Annotated in this window: 16 protein-coding genes; 10 read left to right on the top strand and 6 right to left on the bottom strand. The window is 51.7% G+C overall.

The window, feature by feature from the left end; all coding sequences use genetic code 11:
• The first annotated feature begins 205 nt into the window (after positions 1 to 205).
• Positions 206 to 835 (top strand): DUF2913 family protein, encoded by a 630-nt coding sequence (locus FDX03_RS02645; RefSeq protein ID WP_101742734.1) that lies wholly within the window; start codon positions 206 to 208, stop codon positions 833 to 835.
• A gap of 405 nt (positions 836 to 1,240) precedes the next feature.
• Here FDX03_RS02645 and FDX03_RS02635 read toward each other — a convergent pair whose 3' ends face one another.
• Entirely contained in the window at positions 1,241 to 1,858 is a 618-nt protein-coding gene (locus FDX03_RS02635) for a LysE family translocator (RefSeq protein WP_101742733.1), read from the bottom strand.
• 109 nt (positions 1,859 to 1,967) lie between these two features.
• Between FDX03_RS02635 and FDX03_RS02630 the strand changes: the two genes are divergently transcribed.
• The 3 genes from FDX03_RS02630 (at position 1,968) to foxA (ending at position 6,202) form a co-directional block, all read left to right on the top strand.
• Entirely contained in the window at positions 1,968 to 2,873 is a 906-nt protein-coding gene (locus FDX03_RS02630; protein ID WP_061067365.1) for a LysR substrate-binding domain-containing protein, read from the top strand.
• Positions 2,874 to 2,988: 115 nt separating this feature from the next.
• On the top strand, positions 2,989 to 3,972 hold the full coding sequence (locus FDX03_RS02625; protein WP_061067366.1) for an AraC family transcriptional regulator: 984 nt from the start codon (positions 2,989 to 2,991) through the stop codon (positions 3,970 to 3,972).
• Positions 3,973 to 4,093: 121 nt separating this feature from the next.
• Positions 4,094 to 6,202, top strand: coding sequence for a ferrioxamine B receptor FoxA (gene foxA / locus FDX03_RS02620; protein ID WP_137345444.1), 2,109 nt, complete (start codon positions 4,094 to 4,096; stop codon positions 6,200 to 6,202).
• 99 nt (positions 6,203 to 6,301) lie between these two features.
• Here the strand turns inward: foxA and FDX03_RS02615 are convergent, their stop codons facing one another.
• Complete coding sequence (locus tag FDX03_RS02615) at positions 6,302 to 6,811, bottom strand: hypothetical protein (protein ID WP_048212514.1); 510 nt, start codon at positions 6,809 to 6,811, stop codon at positions 6,302 to 6,304.
• 181 nt (positions 6,812 to 6,992) lie between these two features.
• Positions 6,993 to 9,155 carry a TonB-dependent siderophore receptor gene (locus FDX03_RS02610; RefSeq protein WP_115643820.1) on the bottom strand — a complete coding sequence of 721 codons (2,163 nt, stop codon included), beginning with the start codon at positions 9,153 to 9,155 and terminating at the stop codon, positions 6,993 to 6,995.
• Between the two features lie 446 nt (positions 9,156 to 9,601).
• On the opposite strand from FDX03_RS02610, the gene FDX03_RS02605 reads away from it, so the two are divergent.
• The 5 genes from FDX03_RS02605 to FDX03_RS02585 are packed head-to-tail and all read left to right on the top strand — an operon-like array spanning position 9,602 to position 14,347.
• Positions 9,602 to 10,429 carry an ABC transporter ATP-binding protein gene (locus tag FDX03_RS02605; RefSeq protein WP_061067369.1) on the top strand — a complete coding sequence of 276 codons (828 nt, stop codon included), beginning with the start codon at positions 9,602 to 9,604 and terminating at the stop codon, positions 10,427 to 10,429.
• Positions 10,426 to 11,439: an iron ABC transporter permease gene (locus tag FDX03_RS02600; RefSeq protein WP_137345443.1), complete on the top strand. Its 1,014-nt coding sequence runs from the start codon at positions 10,426 to 10,428 to the stop codon at positions 11,437 to 11,439. Before FDX03_RS02605 ends, FDX03_RS02600 begins: the two co-directional genes overlap by 4 nt.
• The gene (locus tag FDX03_RS02595; RefSeq protein WP_061067371.1) at positions 11,436 to 12,488 is read left to right on the top strand and encodes an iron ABC transporter permease; all 1,053 of its coding nucleotides are present in this window, start codon (positions 11,436 to 11,438) and stop codon (positions 12,486 to 12,488) included. The genes FDX03_RS02600 and FDX03_RS02595 overlap by 4 nt, the downstream gene beginning before the upstream one ends.
• Before the next feature lie 15 nt (positions 12,489 to 12,503).
• Positions 12,504 to 13,451, top strand: coding sequence for an iron-siderophore ABC transporter substrate-binding protein (locus tag FDX03_RS02590; protein WP_115600891.1), 948 nt, complete (start codon positions 12,504 to 12,506; stop codon positions 13,449 to 13,451).
• 2 nt (positions 13,452 to 13,453) lie between these two features.
• Complete coding sequence (locus tag FDX03_RS02585; protein WP_005127925.1) at positions 13,454 to 14,347, top strand: MurR/RpiR family transcriptional regulator; 894 nt, start codon at positions 13,454 to 13,456, stop codon at positions 14,345 to 14,347.
• A gap of 73 nt (positions 14,348 to 14,420) precedes the next feature.
• Here the strand turns inward: FDX03_RS02585 and FDX03_RS02580 are convergent, their stop codons facing one another.
• The 3 genes from FDX03_RS02580 to FDX03_RS02570 all read right to left on the bottom strand — a co-directional run bounded on the left by FDX03_RS02580 (position 14,421) and on the right by FDX03_RS02570 (position 17,856).
• Positions 14,421 to 15,527: a 4Fe-4S binding protein gene (locus FDX03_RS02580; RefSeq protein ID WP_048212508.1), complete on the bottom strand. Its 1,107-nt coding sequence runs from the start codon at positions 15,525 to 15,527 to the stop codon at positions 14,421 to 14,423.
• Positions 15,528 to 15,746: 219 nt separating this feature from the next.
• Complete coding sequence (locus FDX03_RS02575; protein WP_137345442.1) at positions 15,747 to 17,135, bottom strand: diguanylate cyclase; 1,389 nt, start codon at positions 17,133 to 17,135, stop codon at positions 15,747 to 15,749.
• A gap of 88 nt (positions 17,136 to 17,223) precedes the next feature.
• The gene (locus FDX03_RS02570; RefSeq protein WP_048212506.1) at positions 17,224 to 17,856 is read right to left on the bottom strand and encodes a LysE family transporter; all 633 of its coding nucleotides are present in this window, start codon (positions 17,854 to 17,856) and stop codon (positions 17,224 to 17,226) included.
• Positions 17,857 to 18,129: 273 nt separating this feature from the next.
• Here FDX03_RS02570 and yahO point away from each other — a divergent pair, with 273 nt between their 5' ends.
• Positions 18,130 to 18,405 carry a DUF1471 family periplasmic protein YahO gene (gene yahO, locus FDX03_RS02565; RefSeq protein WP_003021310.1) on the top strand — a complete coding sequence of 92 codons (276 nt, stop codon included), beginning with the start codon at positions 18,130 to 18,132 and terminating at the stop codon, positions 18,403 to 18,405.
• Positions 18,406 to 18,409: the final 4 nt, after the last annotated feature.

Raw genomic sequence — 18,409 nt, 5'->3', positions numbered from 1 at the left:
CATCTTTATCGCATTATTCTTATTGTGCTACCACGGTGTCTTATATAGATGAATGATTAAGGAAGGTAATGTGTTAATCTGGCGTTTTTTATACGTGAGAATTAATTAATCTGGATCATATTATGCTGGTTTTAATTGTAGTAGTTTTTTAAATGAAGTGATGCCAAGTCCAAATGTGATAACGATTTATCTGGGTGGGTTTTAAGTGGTCAGTGATTTAGGAAAGATCAGCGCATCGAGGCACAATTACCAGGATGAACTTGAAACGTTTACCTGGAGTGCGTTAGTTGCCGTGGGTATCGCAATACAGGACCAGAAGGTTTACTCTAAAATATCAGAACATCTCTTCATTATGAACTGGCTGGCGATTGCGAAAAAAAGGAAGATATTTTCAAAAACTATCGCCAACGAACTTCAGTGGTTAATAGAAGAGGGGAAAAGGAAAAGCATTAATGCCCAACTTAAATTTAAGATAGAGTATTTATATGCTACATCAAGTGGTGATGTCACAATGCAGAGTTACTATTTTAAATTTACTCATGTTATTGAAAATCTAAGGAATAATGGTTGGGAGAGTTTTCTTCTCACACCCGGGAAATGGCGTGATTTGAGTGAAGATGTTAAGGTTCGCAAAGGCAATTTTATTTTTATGGATGACACCCGACTTCAGGAGTGCTTTGGTACTCAGGGCGAGATATTAAAACCTTTCTGTCTTCGGGTTTATGGTGATGTCGAATTTGCAAAGTCGCTGTTCATCAAAAATAATCTTCCGGTTGAGTTTGTAAAGCATACTTCAAATGAGTTTTACTACTTTTATTTTAATCTGGATGGGTGATGAACACTGGCGATACATAAATAAAATTTGCCAGTCATAATACGTTGTTGTAGCCAGATTTTACATTCTGAGATATAAATCGCGATAGAGGGATCGGGGATGTTTACGCGAAAGTTAACGATCACGACTGAATGGATAAAGTTATCTGATGTTCCTGACCGCGTGTTCATCGCTTTTCGAGGGGTAATCGAAATATGCGAAAGTTCATCTGTTCCTGACGACAAGACTCCCCTGCTAAGGTTGGAAAATGAAATGGCGATTATCACGGTTGACGCATTCTCCTGGGTCAGAGTTCCGGCAGAAAGTCGGGGAAATATTACGGTATATATTCTCTGATGTGCTGAATATTAACACCGATAAATTACATCAGACATCGGTAAAATCATCATGACCTGATTATGCGGGCTACAACATTCGTATTGCATTGGTGTTATAGATAATGCCAAACACCGCTACCGCCAGCAGGAACAGGGATGAGATAAAAACGCTGTATCTGACAAACCGCGTGGGCATCCAGCGTTTGAAAATCACGATATAAAATGACAGAACGGCAACGTCAAAAATGATCCATACCAGCGTGAGTATCAGCATGCTGGTGGCGAAATTATGTGTAATGGTGATGAACTGTGGAAAGAATGAAACGAAAAACAGAATATCTTTCGGGTTTGATACGCCAATCAGAAAACCGTTGATAAATCCCCCATGAGACGGCTGGCGAGAGTCTTCGCTGGCGGCTTGATTTCTTGCCCACAGACTGCAAAACGCGCTATAGCCGATATACAGCGATCCGGCGAGACCCAACACACACAGCAGCAGAGGAGAGAGTGATACCACCCCCGCCAGCATCAGCGCAGCGAGCGCAAGCAAGAGCAATGAAGCACCGTTAGTTCCGCATAGCGTCATAAAGGCCTGGCGATAGCCGTACTGTGCCGCCGTCGCGGTAATCAGTGCCACAACAGGACCAGGCGTTAGCAACAGTGTTAGCACCGAGAGGCTGTATACAGCCAGTAAAGCGAGATTCATATCTGATGATCCTGACGTTATTTTTCATCAGTATTCCGCTTGCGTGTCACATTGAAAAACGAATAAAACTGCGCTCTACTGTGAGTAAAACTCAACATAGAAGCCGATGATGACGCTACCCCCGCTGTATGCCCTGAGAGCTTTCGAAGCTGCTGCCCGTCTGGGGTCCTTTAGTAAAGCGGCTATTCAACTGAACGTCACGCCTGGTGCGGTAAGCCGTCATATTCGCACACTGGAAGCCTGGTTTGGCTGCGAACTGTTTGTTCGTAGCGGCCCCCGTATTGAGATAACGCCTTCAGGGCAGGGGTTAGCGCAACAGCTGACGGCCGGGTTTCAGAGTTTAGAACATGCCTGCCATGCTTTTCGTAGCAGCAGTCATGAGCTGCGGTTGAAAGCACCCTCAACGTTGACCATGCGCTGGCTGCTGGATGTGCTGCGGCATTTCCGGGAAGCCCATCCAACGCCGGTGATTGAAATCTCCAGTGTGTGGATGGACACCGATTCCGTCGCATTCAGTCGCGAACCGTATGACTGTGCAATCCTGTTGGGGAATGGTTATTTTGGCGAGGATACGGACAGTCGTTTGCTGTTTCAGGAGTGGCTAATCCCGGTCTGTGCGCCTGCGTTGCAGGCTCAGGCGCAAAGTGATATCGCCGCCTGTGAATTGATTCATCCTTCCGCCGATCGCCGCGACTGGCGTCGCTGGCTGCAGCGTACCGGGGCGTTTCCTGCGTTGAACCTGGCACGTGGCAACGTGTTCGACACCCTGGAGCAGGGGAGTCTTGCGGCAATGAGCGGGCATGGGGTAGCGGTCGCCGATCTGCTATTAAGCCTGACGGCTATTGAGAGTGGGATGCTGGCGTTACCGTTTAAACAGGTGGTCGCGACAGGGGACGGTTATTATCTCGTCTGGCCAAAAGCGTCAACCCGGCTTCGAAATATTGAGTTGCTGTATCGCTGGTTAAAAGAAGCTGCGCCTGAGGCTGACATAGCAGAACTGCTCTGGCTGGAGTAACCCGCAGAACACCATATTGATAACAATTCTCATTATTATTGTTGTGTTGTGCGGGTAATGGTAATGTTGCCACCCATCGTACGTTGCAAATTCCATTTCTTGTGCAGAAGACAGCATGAACAACACCACCATCCAGAATACATCCGGACGTTTTACCCGCACCTTCTCCGTCAGTGAGTTTAGGGACTTTGGTGAGCGTTACGGGATCGATTACCGTTTTCCGTTGCTGGCGCAAAAAACGGGTCTTCCGTGTTCCAGTGCTGTATTGCAAGGGGAAGTAGAGGAGATGATGCTCCCTTGCGGGATGTGCGTCACACACTCTGATGTACAGGTGCTGCAACCGTATGAAACTACCTCCCGGCACAGTAGCCCCTTGTATATGCTGGTGGTGCTGGAAGGTTGCGTGATACTGACGCTCAACGGGCAGGAACATGTGGTACGTTCCGGCATGGCGTTTAGTTCGCGTCTGAGTGAACGCCAGGCAATGAGCGCCCGTCACCTTGCCGACTGCAAGCTACGGACGCTATCACTCGGGTTGTATCCTGACGGAGCATGGCGCAAAGGATTACTTGAATCCCTCATGCGTGAGTGGGAAAACTGTCAGACGCCAACGCTTATTTGGCAGGTGCCGGGGTTTTTACTCAGCGGATTACAGTATGCGCAGCAGGGCTCACTTAGCCATGTTTCCCGCCAGTTGATGCTGGAAGGACTGATTTTACAATTATTTGGTCACGGTCTCAGCGTTTGTCAGGTGGAAAGCGGCAAATGCCTCGCCGCCAGTGGCGAACAGCAGCGGCTGGAAAGGGTGCGCCGTCTGTTGGAGCAATCCCCTGAAAATGACTACACGCTTAACGAGCTGGCGCAGCGCGCAGCGATGAGCCCCAGCAGTTTGCGCAGCAAGTTCCGTGCGGCATATGGCTGTTCCGTCTTTGACTACCTGCGCGACTGCCGTCTGGAACGTGCGCGCGGCTATTTACTGGAAGGATACAGCGTACAGCAGGCGGCCTGGATGTCGGGTTATCAGCACGCAACTAACTTCTCTACCGCTTTTCGTCGTCGCTATGGCTTCCCGCCCGGTGATGTTCTCAAACTTTGCTAATCCATTTTCCCGTTTTATGCGCGAAGCTGATTCATAATTTGGCGCTGCGCATACGCAACCTGGCATTCGGCATAGCGACTCCTGATACAAAAATGGCAATAATTCTCATTTACAGATAGATATGCCTTGGGAGATGTTCATGTTCGCGAAGACTCGGTTGGCGCTGCTGATAGGATGGGTGACCGGCAGTGTGGCTTTTCCTCTGCTGGCGCAGGAAACAACAAAAAACGATACGGTGGTTGTCACTTCGCAAATGCAGAGTGGGGCGACCAAGCTTGCCACACCGGATATCGAAACGCCGCAGTCAGTATCAATCGTTACCCGTGAACAGTTTGAAGAGCAGGGCGCAACCAGCGTGCGGCAGGCTGTTAGCTACACACCTGGGGTGTACAGCAATCAGATTGGTGCCTCCAACCGCTTTGACTACATTGTGCTGCGCGGTTTCTCCGATGGTAGTCTGGACAACGTCTATCTCGACGGCCTGAAAATGATGGGCGACACTAACTCGCACAGTTCGCTGGTGATCGATCCGTGGTTTCTCGACAATATTGAAGTGGTGCGCGGCCCGGCTTCCGTGCTGTACGGCCGTTCCTCTCCGGGCGGGATCGTGGCGCTGACATCGCGTAAACCGTCGTTTGATGCGGGCGGAGAAGTGAAGCTGTTTGCTGGCAACAATAACCAGCGCGGCGCGGCGTTTGACGTCACCGGGGCGCTGGATGATAACGATCGCGTCGCCGCACGACTGAGTGGAATGACGCGTTATGCGGACTCGCAGTTTGGTCCCTTGAAGGAAGAACGTTACGCGCTGATGCCGAGCCTGACCTGGCGCATCACCGATCAAACGCGTCTGGATCTGATGGCCTATCTGCACCGTGATCCTGAAGGCGGTAGCCACTCCGGTCTGCCGTATGACGGCACTGTGGTTCCCCATTACGGGCAAAAGATCTCCAACACCTTTTACGAAGGCGAGGATGATTACGATAAATACGATCGTCGTGAAAACATGGTGGGCTACAACATTGAGCACCTGTTTGATAACGGCTGGTCGGTGCGGCAAAAGTTACGCTATTTGCATACCGACGTTGAGCTGAACCAGGTGTATGCGGCAGGCTGGTTGAATGAAACCGAGCTTAATCGCGGTTACTCCGGCTCAGACGAAAACATGTCGGCGATAACGCTGGATAATCAACTGGATGGTAGCTTTGATACCTGGCAGGTTAACCACCGTCTGCTGGTGGGCATCGATTATCAGGATCGCAGCAACAATACCACCGGCTACTACGGGGCGTTCCCGCCGATTGACGCCTTTAACCCGGTGTACGGCGCGAAGCCGGATTACATCAATATGTATGCGCGCGAGAAACACAAGTTGCGCCAGACGGGCTACTATTTGCAGGATCAGATGTCATGGGATCGCTTCCGTATAACGCTCGGTGGCCGCTACGATCAGGTGAGCATATCTAATATTGATAAGCAAAACGGCACTCGCAGCGATCTGGACAAAAATAACTTCAGCAGTCGCGCTGCTCTGCTTTATTTGTTCGATAACGGCGTTGCGCCGTACATCTGCTATTCCACCGCCTTTACGCCAACCAGTTTTGCTGATGAGAACGGTAACCTGTTGGAACCGATGAAAGGCAAGCAGTGGGAAGCCGGGCTGAAATATGAACCGGAAGGGTTGAATAGCCAGTTTAGCGCGTCGGTGTTCCGCATTAATCAGACCAATATTGCCACCAAAGAAGAGCCGACCGATCCGTACCGTTCGATTGGCGAAATTGAATCTGAAGGGGTAGAGCTGGAAGCTATTAGCCAACTGACGGACAGTTTCCGTTTGCAGGCGGCGTATACCTATACCGACATTCGCTATAAGAAAAGCAGCCCGGAAGAGCAGGGCAAGCGTGCCGTTTATGCGCCGCGCAATCAGGCCAGCACCTGGTTAAGCTACGATGTGAAAAATGGCCCACTGGCGGGGCTAACGTTGGGCTCAGGCGTGCGTTACGTCAACGGTATTACCAGCGATCGCCAGAATACTCACACCCTGCCATCGTATACGCTGGTGGATCTGGCGATTGGCTACGACTTAACGAATATTGGTATTAAAGGTTTGAGCACGCAGTTGAACGTCAACAATCTGACCGACAAGCGTTACGTTGCAGCCTGTAATTCGCTCTCATACTGTTATTTCGGTGCCGAGCGCAGCATTGTTGGCAGCGTTTCGTGGAAGTTCTGATGCTTAAGCCGGATGCGGCGCTGGCGCCTTATCCGGCATACGGCAGCGTGCAAATTGTAGGCCTGATAAGCGCAGCGCATCAGGCATAGTGGATTGCGGCTATTTGGTAAAACCGTTTTGCATACAAATCTGTGCGCTGGTTCTCAGGGTGAAGGCTAACTTGTCAGGATACTGGCGGTAATAGTTATGTTCTTCTTCCAGCCCTTTTGCCTGCGCCAGACGTACCGTTTCCAGCGAACAGGTTCGGTAGATCAAATCTTTATTCATATTGCTCTGCTTCTCGCGCTGTTTATCTGCGGACAGCGCCAGCCAGCTCTCGGACAGCGTATAATCGTAGACCACCCGATTCCCTTTCGCCTGCACGTTCTCAATGGTAATGAATTCGTCGATCTTCAGTCTTGGCTGACCACGCATTTTTTTCTTATCTTCTGCGGCGGCATATTGTGCCAGTGCATTAATATCCATCCCGGCTATTTTCTGCTTATAGATATCGACATAGGCGGCGGGTTGCTGATAATGCTGAGCATAAGCATTTCTTAATTCTCCGTCACTCATTGAACAGCCAGCTAAAAATAAAGGTAATAGCAGCGTCAGTTTTGTTTTAGTCATGATGTTATCCCATTCATTATTGTGGTCCCCAGTCGCCCATAACAAAATAAAAGTCATCAAATTACAGGTGATCTTTAGGGTTGTATAAACGGGGCGACGACAGCACAAGTGCAATTATCTTAAAATGGCGGAATAAGCGGGAAACCCTGCCAGAATTGGCAGGGTTAATGGATGAAGAGGATCAGAATTCCATTTTCACCGTGAACTGCACTTCTCGTGGGTCGCCGATCTGATTACCCAGATTATTGGTGGCAATGGATGAGGTGTAATAGGTCTTATCAAACAGGTTTTTCACATTGAGCTGCAATGTGACCGGATATTGCAGCTTCATCTTATAAGCGGCAAAAGCATCGGCGACAAAATAGCCTGGCAGATAATAGTCTGCGCCATTGGTTGCGGAACGGCGACTCACCCCATGACCCCCACCGCCAATCGTCAGGGTATTGCCCATAAAGGCATTCTGAATATCGTAGGTGAGGAATAATGAGCCGGTATGCTTCGGTACATTAGGCAGCGGCTTACCTTTGTAATCAGGATCTTCCGTCACTTTCGCGGCGGTATAACCGTAGCTGGCGATAATATTGGTGTTGGTGGTCAACGAACCGGCGACATCCACTTCCACGCCTTGTGAACGCACGCGACCCGCCGTTTTCGCCACGGTTTCGCCATTGATCATTTCGTTGTACAGCACATTGCGTTTATCAATATCAAACAGGGCAATATTGGCGGTGATACCGTCAAAGATATCGAATTTTGCCCCCACTTCATAAGCCGTTGAGGTTTCAGGTGGCAGTTCGCCAATATAACTGGCGATAGAATATTGCGGCATGAAGGATCGCGAGACGTTACCGAACAGCGATACCGACGGCGTCAGTTTGTAAACCATACCGAATTTGGGCACCCACTGTTGGTCGGTACTGTCGGTGTTGACGTTGAACGGACGCCCTTTGCCAGCGTATTCTGTGTAGTACTGATAACGCATCCCGGCGACGGCGATCCATTTATCGGTCAGGTACAGCGCGTCCTGCACATACGCAGAATAGCTCTCTTGTTGAATAGTCTGATCGCTATCAGCGGCAGAAACGTTAGTACATTTATCCAACGTACCGTAGACAGGATTATAAATATTGAACCCTTTTACGTTCTTGCAGCGGATCATGTCGGTGCGTAGCAGATCGTAGTTCTCATAAGAGACGCCGGTGAGGATTTCGTTATAAAAACCCGCGATATCGACGTTGCCCTGTAAATCGGCACGTGTGGCGTGCATGCGCTGGGTGGAGCCTTGAGTGGCATCGACACGGCGGGTCAGATTTCCGGTTGCAGAATCATACGCCATTACGCGAGCCTGATTATCGCTGTATTTATCCTGGCTAAAGCTGTAGTCGAATTTCGCTGTCCATTCGCTGTTGAAGCGGTATTCGGCATTCAACTGTGCCAGATCCGATTTGCCGTCGGTGATATTAAACGGCTCATCAAAGCGGGTTTTGCGATCCACATTCACCGCGTGTTTGGTGTTGAGATCGAAAATGGTGCCGCGATCGAATGGCGCTTTGTAGTCGCGGTGTGAATAGAGCACGCTGACGGTGGCGTTGTCGCCAAACCAGGTCAGAGAAGGGGAGATAAAGCTGCTCTGATTGGTGCCAAAGTTGCGCCAGTAGTCCTCGTGTTGGTACTCGCCAATCAGACGATACGCCAACGGCGTACCTTCAATCGGCCCGGTCACGTCAAACTGCCCCGTACCGCCGCCAAAACTGCTGGAGGTTGCTGAAATCGACCCGCCAAACTGCGTTTCCGGACGTTTGGTGACGACATTAATCAGGCCGCCGGGATCGAGAATCCCGTACAGGGTTGAGGCCGGGCCTTTCAGCACTTCCACGCGTGAGGTTGCGGCGTTAAAGCTGCGCGGCAACACGGTTTTCAGACCGTTGGTCATCACCGAGCCGTCACGGTTTGCGCCGAAGCCACGGCGGACAAACGCATCCTGTGTGCCACCTAATGTGTTGGTTTGCACAACGTTACTGACGTTATACAGCGCTTCGTCCAGCGTCGTGACATGCTGATCTTCCAGAACTTTATCGCTGACAGTGTTCACCACTTGTGGGATATCCAACAATGGCATGGATGTCAGCGTCGCGGTGGACGAGCTCAGCGGTTGATAACCCGATGTTACGGCCTGATCGGCAGACGACGCATCTGCCCGAACGGTGATGGTATCTTCCCCTTTAGGCGGAGTCGTCTCTTTCTCCGCTGCAAATACCGTAGGTGTTGTTGTTATGCCCAGAAAGAGAGCAGAGCACAATGCCCGCCCTTTCATCCCCGAAAAGTAAGTCGTTAACTCAGCCATTATTTTATTTATTCCGCAAAAGACCCTGCCAAAAATGGGCAGGGAAACAGGTTGATTCAATTCATTGCCCGGCTTGCCAGCCCTGCATTTATCCATCTGTAAGCCGGCGTTACTGGCATCAGATGTGTAATTGAGAATCATTCAATCATGGGCGTTTGTAGTAGTAAACGTAAAAATGAAAAAGAAACTACAGGCGATTCGACACAACTTAACCGTCGTTTTTTTAAGGATATTTAATTTACAATGCATTGAAAAATAATGGTTTTTATTGATTTTTCGGCATTTTTTATTTGTGCTTTGGTTGTTGGCAACAGGTGATGTAACTACAGGGTGTAATTGCTTGACTACTACAGCGCAAGCCAGCAAGATCACAAAGAGAATGAGTTTTATTTTTATTTAGAGAATTACGCATGCAGGCTTTGCCATGCGGCGGTGCAGGAGTGAACATGCCACAGCATGTGGAAAATACCGCCCACAGAACGGGCATTGAACTACAACAGCTTTCTGCGGGTTATCGCCATAACACCATTGTCCACGATATCTGTCTCACTATTCCGCAAGGCAAAATGACGGTGCTGGTGGGGGCGAACGGCTCGGGTAAATCAACGTTGTTAAGCACCATGGCTCGGATGTTGAAACCGCACGGCGGCAGCGTATTGCTGGATGGCAAAGCCATTCATCAACAGCCCACCAAAGCGGTTTCGCGCCAGCTTGGCATCCTGCCGCAATCCCCATTGGTGCCCGAAGGACTTACCGTTTTCGAACTGGTATCGCGTGGGCGTTTTCCCTGGCAGAACATGCTTTCGCAATGGACGGACGATGACGAACGTGCCGTGGAGCAGGCGCTCCAGTTAACCGGAACTGCTGATTTTGCGCATTTGCCGGTGGAGAGCCTTTCCGGTGGGCAACGTCAGCGCTGCTGGATTGCGATGGCGCTGGCACAGCAAACGCCGGTCATCTTGTTAGATGAGCCGACTACGTTTCTCGATCTGCGCTATCAGGTAGAGATCCTTGAACTGTTGCATTCACTGACTCGCCATCATGGTCGTACAGTGATCGTGGTCCTGCATGACCTGAATTTTGCCGTGAATTACGGGGACATGCTGGTGTTCCTCAAACAGGGGACGTTGCAGGGCGTCGTGCATGATGGCGAAAACTGCACGCCCGAGTTGATTAAGCACGTGTTTGACGTCGACGTGCAGATGTCGGTGAATCCTCTCACCGGCAAACCGTTCTTTATGCCGTTCCGCGCGCCGGGCGGGCAAGAGCAATGACGGTCATGACAAGCACACTGCCTCGTCGCCGTGGCCGGTTTATGCTGGCACTCCCCGTGTTAACGCTGCTGTTGTGTGTTCTGGCGGTGGTGCATCTGGGTGTTGGCGCACGCACTATCAGCCCGCAGACCGTCGTGCAGGCGCTGTTCCACTTTGACGCGAAAGATTTCGACCACCGGATTATTGTCTCCTTACGTCTGCTGCGCATGACGGCGGCGATGCTGGTCGGCGCAGCGTTAGGTGTGGCGGGTGTGCTGTTGCAGGCGTTGGTTCGTAATCCGCTGGGAGAGCCGTATATTCTGGGGCTGAACGCCGGGGCTGCTTTTGTCGTTGTGTTGTGCACCGCGCTTGGCGTGACGGGGGTAAGCCAGCCATTGCTGGCGGCTGGAGGCGCAGCGGCGTTGTTCTCGTTGGTCATCGCGCTTTCTTCCGCCGGACGGGGGGGGTTAACGCCGCTGAAGGTTACGCTGTGCGGCGTGGCGCTGTCGGCCATGGTGTCATCGCTTACTGCGGCCATCCTGATTCTGGATGAACAAACCCTGTTGGCAATGCGCACCTGGCTGGTGGGCGATCTTTCTGGTCTGCACTGGGAAGCAGTCAAAAGCGCCGTTCCTCCGTCGCTAGCTGGTATGGTTTTGGCGCTCGCTATCGCGCCGGGCCTGAATATTCTGGCTCTCGGCGACCGTATGGCCTGTGGGTTAGGGGTGAACATTCTGCGCATACGCTTGCTGGCGATGGTAGCCATTGCGCTGTTGTGCGGTGCGGCAGTCTCTGTCGTGGGGCCGCTGGGGTTTATCGGTCTGTTAGTGCCTAACGTTACCCGCCGTCTGGTAACAGAAGATATTCGTCAGATGCTACCGACGTCGGCATTGCTGGGTGCGGCGCTGCTGCTGTTGGCGGATATTGCCGCCCGCACGGTGCTGGCTCCGCAGGAGCTGGCTACAGGGATCATGACCGCCCTGGTGGGCGCGCCGGCGTTTATTTTCATTGCGTCGAGGTTTTTGAAATGAACGATATGCTGCAGCGTGCAGGGCTTCGTGCATGGCGGGTGGGGGGATTTTCTCGTGTCATTCGTCCCAAAACCGTGCTGTACAGCCTCAGCCTGACGGTGCTGGCAATCGCATTACTGCTGTTCGGCGTGATGCAGGGTTCGCTCCCGGTTCCGGCTTCCGCTATCGGACGGGCGGTGTTTGACCCTCAGGCGTTGACGGCTCAGCAACAGTATGTCGTTTGGGATGTACGACTGCCGCGACTGCTGATGGCGCTTCTGTGCGGGGCGATGCTCGGATTGGCTGGGGCGGCGATGCAATCTATCACCCGCAACGGGTTGGCCGATCCCGGGCTTATCGGTGTCAAAGAAGGGAGTTGCGTGGTGGTGCTGGCCCTGGTGCTATTTTTCCCGTCCGCAAGTCTGGTCTGGCGGCCCCTGGCAGGAATGGCCGGTGGCGCACTGGTCGCTGCACTGGTGATGCTGCTGGCCCGTGATTTCTCCCGGCCTCGCTTCGTGTTGATAGGCATTGGCGTGTCGTGGTTCTTTGCCGCGGGAATGGGCGTATTTATGACCACCGCGGATGTCCGTGACGTTCAGACTGCACTGGTCTGGCTGGCGGGCAGCCTTCATGCCGCCACCTGGCCGCTACTGCTGGTGGCGCTGGTCTGGACGTTGCCTGCGGCCATCATCTTATTTGCCACGGCGAGAGCTTCAGATGTGGCGCTACTTGGCAATGCGACGGCAACGGGGCTGGGTGTACGTTTACCCCGGCTGGCGTTGTTGCGTTTTCTCGCGCCGGTTGTACTCACCGCCGCCAGTGTTGCCTGCGTGGGCAGCCTCGGTTTTGTCGGGTTAATGGCGCCACACATGGCACGATTCTGGCTGCGTGGCGGACAAACAGCGCTGCTGTGGGGAAGTGCGTTGATCGGTGCATTGCTGGTGCTGGTCACCGATACCGTGGGGCGTCTGGCGTTTGCCCCACTGCAAATCCCCGCCGGGATCGTCATTGCCCTGGTCGGTGGACCGTTCTTTTTACTGTTGCTCTGGCGTCGCCGGGATCGTTTGTAATTGTTAAGAGGGTATATGCGTTTAATCTTTTCATTGCTGCTGCTGGTCGGCTGCACCGCCCATGCGGCGGTGCCTGTTCAGTCATTTACTGACGATCTCGGGCGAGTGGTGAACGTGCCGCTACATCCGCAGCGCATTGTGTCATTGCACGATCTCGACATCACTATCCCGCTGATCGAGCTGGGCGTGCCTCCGGTGGCCAGTCACGGCCGAACACGCCCGGATGGCAGCCATTTTTTACGTTCCGGCGTGCTGCTGACCGGCGTGGATTTTGATAATTCGAACATGACGTATATCGGCACGGCAGACATTGATATTGAAGCCATTGTCGCCGCGAAACCGGATTTAATCATCACCGAACCCAGCCGTAACACGCCGATTGAGCAACTGGAAAAAATAGCGCCGACGGTCAGCATCGATCATCTTGATGGCGGTGCGCCGGAAATCTACCGCAAGCTGGCGCAGCTTACAGGTACGCAGAACCGGCTGGCATTGCTGGAACGGCGCTACCGTGAAGAAATTGCCCAGCTCAAGCGGACAGTAGATACGCAGCACATCTCTGTGGCGGTAATACAGGCTAATCAGGGAAAAATCAACGCGTTACACACCTATCACTCCCTGGGGCGAGTTTTACGCGATGCTGGTTTCACTTTCCCGAAGCTTATCGACAGTATTCCGCCGGGTGGGCGCATTGATGTCAGTGCGGAACGTCTGCCTGAACTGGATGCCGATTTTGTCTTCGCGACCTGGCGTGGCGATACCGGCGGTAAACCGCAGGATGAAATCGCGGCGATGGATGCGGTGATGCCTGGCTGGTGTGAGTTCCTGACCGCCTGCCAGCGCGGACATTACGTTTTACTCTCCCGTGAAGAGGCGATATCCAATTCCTATGCCTCGCTCAGTCTGATGGTGGCGCAGGTGCAAACGCATATCGCCGGACGATGGCTACCGGAGGCTAAATAACCATGCTGACGGCGAAAAAAGCCAAAAACCGTATTGATGTCTATGGTGACCGTTTTCGCGCCCGGGCGCATTTACTCTCGCCACGCATGCAGGCCGTGGCGCGTTATATCAACGAAAATCGCGAAGTGGTGCTGGAGTTTACGGCGATAGAAATCGCTGCCGCCACGCAAACCTCTGACGCGACGGTGGTCAGGGCAATTCAGGCGCTGGGGTTTGCCGGGTTGCGCGATTTAAAGCAGACCATTGAGCACTGGTTTGGTCCTGGCGTGACCTCAGAAGAGAAGATGACCACCACGGTGAATACGCTCTCTTGCGATGTGAACTCAAGCATTGACTTCGTCCTGCAGGGGCATCAGCGTACCTGTGAAGCTCTTTCTACACCGCAAAACCGCTATGCGATTGCCCAGGCGGTGGCGTTATTGGTAGAAGCCCGTCAGGTGGGGATTTTTGGTATTGGCGCATCCGGCGTATTGGCGGATTATACCGCTCGTCTGCTCAGCCGTATTGGCCTGCCTGCGGTAGCATTTAATCGCACCGGGATTAACCTCGCAGAGCAACTGATCGCATTGCAGCGGGGAGATGTGCTGATCATGATGGCGCAGAAATCACCGCATCGGGAAGGGCTGACGACCATTCGCGAGGCCAGGCGGTTGGGTGTCCCGGTTATTTTACTGACGAACGCGCTGGATTCCCGTTTTAGTAAAGAAGCGGATGTGGTGATTAACGTGCCACGCGGCGGCGAGAATGGGAAAATGCCGCTTCACGGTACGGTGCTGGTGTGTCTGGAAATGATCGTCCTGTCCGTTGCTTCGACTGCGCCGCAACGTTCAATTAAGTCCGTGAAACGGATTAACGAACTGTATCGGGGCATTGGTAAATCCGGGGCGAAGAAATAAACCGGTTATACCCGATGTGTAGGCCGGGTAGTGGGACGTCGCCACCCGGCATAAAGGCAGACAGATCAAACCATTAATGGCCGATCATTCTGGCCTTCGGGATCAACTGGAAATACATATGATCCGGCACCGGCGTCTGCCAGACGTTGGCGTACACCGCATAACCTACGGCGGCAAACAGAATACCGAGCAGCAGTAGCGTCATTGTCCACCCTGATAACCTACCTTGTCGCCACCATGGTGTCGGCGCTGCGCTATGCCCTGATTGTGCGCCAGGCGGTGTCTTCAGTGACATAGTCAGCGTCGAGGCTACCGGACAGGATTCCACACAGGTCATACATCCTGTGCACTCAACGGTGCGTACCTGAATTAAGCGATCGACCGGAATATTCGACGGGCAGTTCTTTGTGCATTTGCCGCAATCGATGCAACTGTCGGCATTACGGCGGATCTTAAACGGCGACAGCAAAGAGAACAGGCCAAGCAGTGCGCCATAAGGGCACAGATAACGGCACCACGCATTGCGAATAAACAGGCTCATGATGCTGATAACCGCCACTACGATGAGCGTCGTCGAGCCGATATTACGAAAGAAATCGAGCATCTTAACGTCGATAATCATGCCGTAGGCTGACATCAGAAAATACTGAATCCCCTGTGCTGGCATCGACAGGGCGATATACAGAAAGAAACTCAGCAGCAGATATTTCAGGCTCAGCAAAGGGAGGTCCAGCCAGCGCGGCAGGGTGAAGTTGCGACCCGTTATTTTTTTGCCCAGATTCCCTATCAGCTCAGACAGCGTACCCACCGGGCACAACCACGAGCAGAACGCTTTTTTTAACAGCAGACTCATCAGGATAAAGGCAACAAGCAGCAGCATGGAAGCGGCGTGAATGGGGGGAAGAAAGCCGGTTTCCAGTGTGTATCTGATATTCATCAGACCGGCAATGGGAAGCCATCCCTCAATACCGCCGGGTCTTGATATATAAACGCTGGTACCGGCTGTTTCGAAATAGCGAACCCAATACCAGAACGTCACGCCAATATAGATATTGATAGCCAACAGGAGAAACTGGGTGGCTTTTCTCCAGCTACTGGCATTGCGCCAGTCATTCCACGGCAGTTTTCCTCCGACGGTACCAGGGCGGCGCTGCCAGCGCGTTTTCTTCTTCCCGTTCATGATCTTTTATTATCCCTCATATTTCCCCCTGCATTCAGGAAGACTCATCACCGGGATATGCTACCGCTATAAAGATATAGTGTATTTGATTTGCATCTTATTAATCGGCTGCCATTTTTATCACGCTAATGGGCATGTATAAAAATAACAGCACGATATTTATCACAGGTCAGATAAATACCCTGAACGGGGTATTTATTTATCTGTGGGGGACGGCGGTCATTCCCGGTACGTTTCTACGCGGTTACGGCCATGGCTTTTCGCCAGATAGAGCGCGCGATCGGCTTTATCAACCAGTTGTTTGTAGTCGGGGTGATAGTCATATTCGGCAACGCCGATACTGACGGTAATAGAGAAGGATTCAGTCATGGAAGCGGCGATACGCAGCTCGGCAATTTTCTTGCGCAGTGTTTCCAGAATAATAGAGGCTTGCGATTCGTCTGATTCGACGAGCAGGATCATAAACTCTTCACCACCATAACGGAATACGTAATCGCTACTGCGAATGTGCTCATAAATAACGGCCGCGACGTTTTTCAGCGTCATATCGCCAGTGTTATGTCCGTAGCTGTCGTTGATCTGCTTAAAATAATCAATGTCCAGCATTGCCAGGGTAAAGGGTCTTCGTGAATGTAACGCCAGCGAGATTTCACGGCGCATAATCGTCGGAATAAAGCGGCGATTAAGCAACTGGGTCAGCGAGTCTTTGCCATTTTCCTGTTTGACCAGCGCTTCAAACATTGAGGCGAGGAGAAAATGGATTTTGGCCGAGAGCTGTCGGATATCCTGCAATAAGCTCATCCGTTCGGTTTCGCCAGGTTGTTGCTGATTCGAGAATGCCTGTGTCAGACGGTTATCGATTTCAGCGATCACGGATTCCATTTCTGCCAGCAGATTACCGCTGCCAAGAATGTGTTTTCCTTTATGGGAGAACCACATACCAAAATCTGAGTCCGCCAGGAACACCAGATCACCGGACGGTAAGCCGGTCGCAATGTTGTAGATAAACTGATTTTCCCAATCGGTAAACGAACGGATTTGCCGTTCGCGCTCGACGTTGACGTCGTCGTAAATGGTCTGCAGCCGATACTGCTCCTGCGTGTGCAGCGAGTTTTGATAGCTTGGAGAGTAGGAAACGGTCATGGCCTCCAGCGCGGTGTCCATCGCCAGACTGCTGAAACAGATAGCATCGCTCAACAGGCTGACAGAGTAGTCGGCCTTACTTTTCAGCAACTGATACAGCTCTTCTTTTAGCTTACGTGCACCGCGGTTAACCAGATCGATAGGCAGGCCGATACGGGCGTGTACCACACCAATTTCACGCTGTTTTGCCAGCAAGAGCGGGAGGTCTTCATATGCGCTGCCGAGCACGCTGCGCAACCAGTCAAACATACTGCCGCTCAGTCGCGTACTGACCTGCTCCGTATTCAGAAACAACGCGCTCTCCGCATGAGAGAGCATGTAGTCATAAAAAACGGTCACTAAATGGCGGATCTCATCGTCGTTTAACCCTGTGAGGATCGTATGAACGTCAGGGGATGTCTGGCGTATTAGCGCCCGCCATTCTGTAAGGAGTAATGTGTCGTTTACGGGATCAACCTGTTCCATCTCACAGCCACTCAAAATGTGATTGAAAAATTCAGGCGGTATTACGGACAATTACGTCACGATGGTCAAGTGAAACTCTCTTTACGCATTAACGATGGCGAATACCTTCATAAATCAGCCTTAAGGCGAAGACGCCGATAATGGCGCCAATTACCCGGCTGGCAACGCGCTGAATGCGACCATATGCACGGCGTACTGCAGGAAGAGAAAACGCCTGGCTGAGAAAAATACGCCAGATAACAGAAGAAAGCACAATGCCTGCCCATGCCATCAGCCTGGCCCAGGTCGGGGTTTCTGCGCTTAAGGTGACCGAGAAAATACTAATAAAAAACAATACGGTTTGCGGATTCGATAAATCCGTTAACAGCCCGCGACGAAAGAATACATACCAGGGGGCGGATATCGGCTGCTGTAACGTGGGCATTTGCGGTGTCGCCTGATGGCGAATGCTGTTCCAGGCAAACCACAGCAGATAGGTTCCGCCAACAATCTTAATCAACGAAAATATCTCTTCACACTGGGTAATAAGCGTTGCCATACCAAACAGGCCAAGGCCGGAGTAAAACGCGTCGCCCAGGGCCACGCCCAGACCGGTCATCACCCCCGCGCGCCGTCCTGATGCCAGGCTGGTTTGCACCACCACAAACAGGTTCGCCCCGGGGTTGAAAAAGGTTAAAACAAACAGGCTGACGGTGAGTACGACGGCGTGTAGCGGTTCCATAGACAACCATTCCTCAAATATTCATAAAGTTAACACTATAATTTCAACGAGCTGGCTGTTCTGAGGATTAACTCACACTGGCTATTGAAACTTTGAACCGGTTGAAGTGCGGATACGCGATGGCTGGTTTTTTCTGTGCCGCAAAATTTCTATATATTTCTGCTGAGTGTGGATTTTTTTTCCAGGCTGGACTAGTTATTAATCATCCTTGAATCGCGTTATCTCATGTTCAGGGATCGATGATGGCGTCATAACAAAACCTGGAGCTGGTCTATGAAAACTGGAATTAAAGTACTTATTGGTGCATTAGCTTTTGTCGTGACCAACGCATATGCCGCGGAATTTATGACAAAACTTGAGTTTGAAAAGGTTGAGTCGCAGTACACAAAAATCGGTGATATCTCAACGAGTAATGAAGTTTCTGTCGCAGATGCTAAAGAAGAGCTGCTGAAGAAAGCCGAAGAGAAAGGCGCCGATGTTGTGGTATTAACTTCCGGTCAAACGGATAATAAAATCCATGGCACAGCCAATATCTACAAGAAAAAATAATACG

Origin of the sequence: Citrobacter sp. wls827 (assembly GCF_005280875.1) — a bacterium.
In the GTDB taxonomy this organism is placed as follows: domain Bacteria; phylum Pseudomonadota; class Gammaproteobacteria; order Enterobacterales; family Enterobacteriaceae; genus Citrobacter; species Citrobacter youngae.
Note: the sequence above shows the minus strand (reverse complement) of the source record. Positions and strands in the feature narration are given on the sequence as shown.

Excerpts from the sequence above, each read along its gene's own strand:
- FDX03_RS02635 (WP_101742733.1), bottom strand. The coding sequence starts at position 1,858 with ATGAATCTCGCTTTACTGGCTGTATACAGCCTCTCGGTGCTAACACTG.
- FDX03_RS02630 (WP_061067365.1), top strand. The coding sequence starts at position 1,968 with ATGACGCTACCCCCGCTGTATGCCCTGAGAGCTTTCGAAGCTGCTGCC.
- FDX03_RS02625 (WP_061067366.1), top strand. The coding sequence starts at position 2,989 with ATGAACAACACCACCATCCAGAATACATCCGGACGTTTTACCCGCACC.
- foxA (WP_137345444.1), top strand. The coding sequence starts at position 4,094 with ATGCCTTGGGAGATGTTCATGTTCGCGAAGACTCGGTTGGCGCTGCTG.
- FDX03_RS02615 (WP_048212514.1), bottom strand. The coding sequence starts at position 6,811 with ATGACTAAAACAAAACTGACGCTGCTATTACCTTTATTTTTAGCTGGC.
- FDX03_RS02610 (WP_115643820.1), bottom strand. The coding sequence starts at position 9,155 with ATGGCTGAGTTAACGACTTACTTTTCGGGGATGAAAGGGCGGGCATTG.
- FDX03_RS02605 (WP_061067369.1), top strand. The coding sequence starts at position 9,602 with ATGCCACAGCATGTGGAAAATACCGCCCACAGAACGGGCATTGAACTA.
- FDX03_RS02600 (WP_137345443.1), top strand. The coding sequence starts at position 10,426 with ATGACGGTCATGACAAGCACACTGCCTCGTCGCCGTGGCCGGTTTATG.
- FDX03_RS02595 (WP_061067371.1), top strand. The coding sequence starts at position 11,436 with ATGAACGATATGCTGCAGCGTGCAGGGCTTCGTGCATGGCGGGTGGGG.
- FDX03_RS02590 (WP_115600891.1), top strand. The coding sequence starts at position 12,504 with ATGCGTTTAATCTTTTCATTGCTGCTGCTGGTCGGCTGCACCGCCCAT.
- FDX03_RS02585 (WP_005127925.1), top strand. The coding sequence starts at position 13,454 with ATGCTGACGGCGAAAAAAGCCAAAAACCGTATTGATGTCTATGGTGAC.
- FDX03_RS02580 (WP_048212508.1), bottom strand. The coding sequence starts at position 15,527 with ATGAACGGGAAGAAGAAAACGCGCTGGCAGCGCCGCCCTGGTACCGTC.
- FDX03_RS02575 (WP_137345442.1), bottom strand. The coding sequence starts at position 17,135 with ATGGAACAGGTTGATCCCGTAAACGACACATTACTCCTTACAGAATGG.
- FDX03_RS02570 (WP_048212506.1), bottom strand. The coding sequence starts at position 17,856 with ATGGAACCGCTACACGCCGTCGTACTCACCGTCAGCCTGTTTGTTTTA.
- yahO (WP_003021310.1), top strand. The coding sequence starts at position 18,130 with ATGAAAACTGGAATTAAAGTACTTATTGGTGCATTAGCTTTTGTCGTG.